We start from the raw sequence: 2262 nt of genomic DNA, 5'->3' as shown, positions 1-2262 counted from the left end.
ATGACAAGGCCATTACGGAATCAAAGAAGTATTTTGGCTACTTCACCCTTGTCAGCAATCAGTCTATGGATACATTTACAGCACTTGAAAACTATCGGCTGCGTGAAAAAATCGAAGAACTTTTTGCCGTACAAAAGGGGAGGCTCGACGGTGCCAGGCCACGCACATGGTACCCGGACAATCTGCGAGGAAGGCAATTCACACAATTTATCTCGCTTGGCTATCATTGCTTCCTGATGAAAAAAATAAAGGCCGTACAGGCCAGGCTCAGAAAAAAAGACCCCGAAAAAACCAAATCTCTTATCAAGCTCGAAAAGCAGCTGGAAAACTGGCTTGCGCAACGTTCTCTCGCTCAGATCCTGGATTGGTTCGACTGTGTTGAAACCACAAAGGTACAGACCGCCATGGGCAGCTATCGATGGTCCACCGAATCAGTGGCCAGAGACAGGCTCTTTTTAAAGTGTTTGGGAGTGGGTACCAAATAGTGTACGCTTTATCCGACTTTCAGGATATAATCGCAGGCGCTGTCCTTGCGGATACCGGAGCAAAAAGCACATTTCCCGTGGAGATCCTTATCCCCTATGATAAAAACAGGATACCCGATGGATACAGCATTGAAGACCTGATCATCCTTATTTACAATTATGAACAGAAACAATGGGAAAGCGCCCGTTCGGAAATCATTCATGCAAACAATGCCCTGATGTTTCAGGAGCATCTGATTTCCGCCTATGCTGTGGTTATAGAAACAGACGAAGCAGATGCCTTTTCCAAAAAACTTGGAAACTATAAAACCGACAGCAGCGGGTGCTTTCTTCAGAACATTCTGTCCGGCCCCTGAGACTCCGGGACAGCCCCTTGAAACCCGCCTCTCCGGCGCATCAGGCCGGACTGGCGGACACATACAGCCCCCCTTTTAACGCACCGCAACAAAAGACTTTACCTTTTTATTCCAGAATCCTATACTTCATAAAATTTCTTTTTTATCAGATCCGGCCCCAGCACCTGAAAACATCCTCTGCAAGGTGCAAAAAATCAGACGGAAAATGCCGCCAATGCCGAAGAATCCGTTGCCGCATCCGAAGAGATGAATGCCCAGGCGGAACAGCTAAAGACCATTGCCTCAGCCCTTGCCTTCACCTGTAACGGGAAAAGGGGCCGAATGTGCGGCCCCCATGGAATATTCTATTTCCACCCTGCCCAGGCTTCAGGAGGGGCGTAGACACCTAAATACCCATTGACAATATCTGTTTCTATTTTATATGGTAACACCATAAACACCGTTCAAAAACAGAATTTATATATCACAAACAAAAGAATGTTTATTTGCGTGACAAAACATCAGAAACAGGAGAAACCAATGAAAAAAATTATCTTTTTTATCAGTTTGTATCTGTGCTGCACCCTTTCCGCCTTTTCAGAAGAGACTGTGATAAAACTTGCCATAGGAGAGTATCCTCCTTTCACTTCTGAAAAAGAATTACATGGCAAACTCCTTGAAGAAGTGGTTTCAGCGGCTTTCGGGCTTGAAGGAATCCGAGTCGAATATGCCTATTTCCCCTGGGCGCGGAGTATAGCTCTCACCGAAAATGGAGAATATGACGGCACCTTTCCATGGCTTAAAACAGCAGACAGAATGGAAATTTTTCATCTGCATCAAGACAGCCTGATACAGGATGAAGGCGTTTACTTTCATCTGAAAACAACAACCTTTGACTGGAGCACCCTGGAAGACCTGAAAAAATACAGGGTCGGAGTCACCCTTGGATATGCGAATGTAGAAATCTACGAAAAGGCGGGTATCAAGGCTGAAGCGGTTCCAAGGGAAGAGCTGAATTTTAAAAAAATAGCGGGTAACAGAATTGATGTGTATCAAACATCAAAAACTGTAGGGTATTATATGATGCACTCGCAAAAAGTCTCAAGCCATATTTTGTGAGGAAAAGTTGAAAAGATTGTTCCGGGACAAAAATATCCTTACAAATTGATGAATCGAGTCTGGTAGATGTAAAATGCGCTCTTTGACAACCTTATGAAGGGCAAATTTAAGGGTGTTTGCCCCCTCACCTCCCCTTTTTACCCTTTTGAGGCGATTTCTGAACGCAGTTGCCCTCAGGATGTTTAATCCTGTCACTTTGAGTACCGCTGCAACCCTGACCCTTGTCATTCCCCTGATCCGCAGATGTTTTATTCCAGTCATGCGGTCAAGGTCGGACATGGTTGCCTCGACGCCGGAATGGAATCGGTAGACATCTCGAAAAC

Annotated in this window: 3 protein-coding genes and 1 pseudogene; 3 read left to right on the top strand and 1 reads right to left on the bottom strand. The window is 45.2% G+C overall.

The window, feature by feature from the left end; translation table 11 throughout:
* The 3 genes and pseudogenes from FIM25_RS16810 to FIM25_RS16800 form a co-directional block, all read left to right on the top strand.
* Positions 1 to 485: pseudogene (locus FIM25_RS16810) on the top strand (IS1634 family transposase); the annotation flags it as partial.
* Positions 485 to 841 carry a hypothetical protein gene (locus FIM25_RS16805; protein ID WP_139451005.1) on the top strand — a complete coding sequence of 119 codons (357 nt, stop codon included), beginning with the start codon at positions 485 to 487 and terminating at the stop codon, positions 839 to 841. The pseudogene FIM25_RS16810 and the gene FIM25_RS16805, both read left to right, overlap by 1 nt.
* Positions 842 to 1360: 519 nt before the next feature.
* A complete protein-coding gene (locus FIM25_RS16800) occupies positions 1361 to 1939 on the top strand; it encodes a substrate-binding periplasmic protein (RefSeq protein WP_179953489.1) in 579 nt (192 codons plus the stop codon).
* Here the strand turns inward: FIM25_RS16800 and FIM25_RS17960 are convergent.
* Positions 1922 to 2262, bottom strand: a 341-nt coding sequence (locus FIM25_RS17960) for a transposase (RefSeq protein WP_179953488.1), incomplete at its 5' end; no start/stop codon positions are given. The two genes, FIM25_RS16800 and FIM25_RS17960, sit on opposite strands and share 18 nt — an antisense overlap.

The sequence above is a fragment of the Desulfobotulus mexicanus genome (genome assembly GCF_006175995.1).
GTDB lineage: Bacteria > Desulfobacterota > Desulfobacteria > Desulfobacterales > ASO4-4 > Desulfobotulus > Desulfobotulus mexicanus.
The sequence above is the reverse complement of the archived record's forward strand: the minus strand, read 5'-3'. Positions and strand labels throughout refer to the sequence as shown.